The sequence below is a fragment of the Parasulfitobacter algicola genome (genome assembly GCF_013315265.1).
Taxonomy (GTDB): domain Bacteria; phylum Pseudomonadota; class Alphaproteobacteria; order Rhodobacterales; family Rhodobacteraceae; genus Parasulfitobacter; species Parasulfitobacter algicola.
Map to the genome: position 1 here is coordinate 1 of NZ_JABUFE010000067.1, position 286 is coordinate 286.

1 pseudogene is annotated in these 286 nt (G+C 61.9%); it reads right to left on the minus strand.

Annotated elements, in window-relative coordinates:
- Positions 1–201: 201 nt before the first annotated feature.
- Positions 202–286: pseudogene (locus HRQ87_RS20735) on the minus strand (IS6 family transposase); the annotation flags it as partial.

Below are 286 nucleotides of genomic sequence, written 5' to 3' on the forward strand. Positions count from 1 at the left end.
AGGGATCTGCAGGAACTTGTCGAAATCGGAGCCCTCACGCGAACCGGGGAACGCCGTTATACCCGCTACTGGCTCAAGCTTGAGGGGCCGGGTGACTAGTGCATCGGCGGAGGGGAGGGGCGGGAACCGGTCATTCGCCGCGAGTGCGAAAGCTTGGGCGCATCGAGAAGAAAGCGGCCCTTCGTGCCGGGCGTTTCGTACACGCTGTTTACGCTTGGTCAGTTCCGGGCCAAATTTCTGCACCCAACGATACACCGTGGAGCGATCAACCGCGACATCGCGCTCG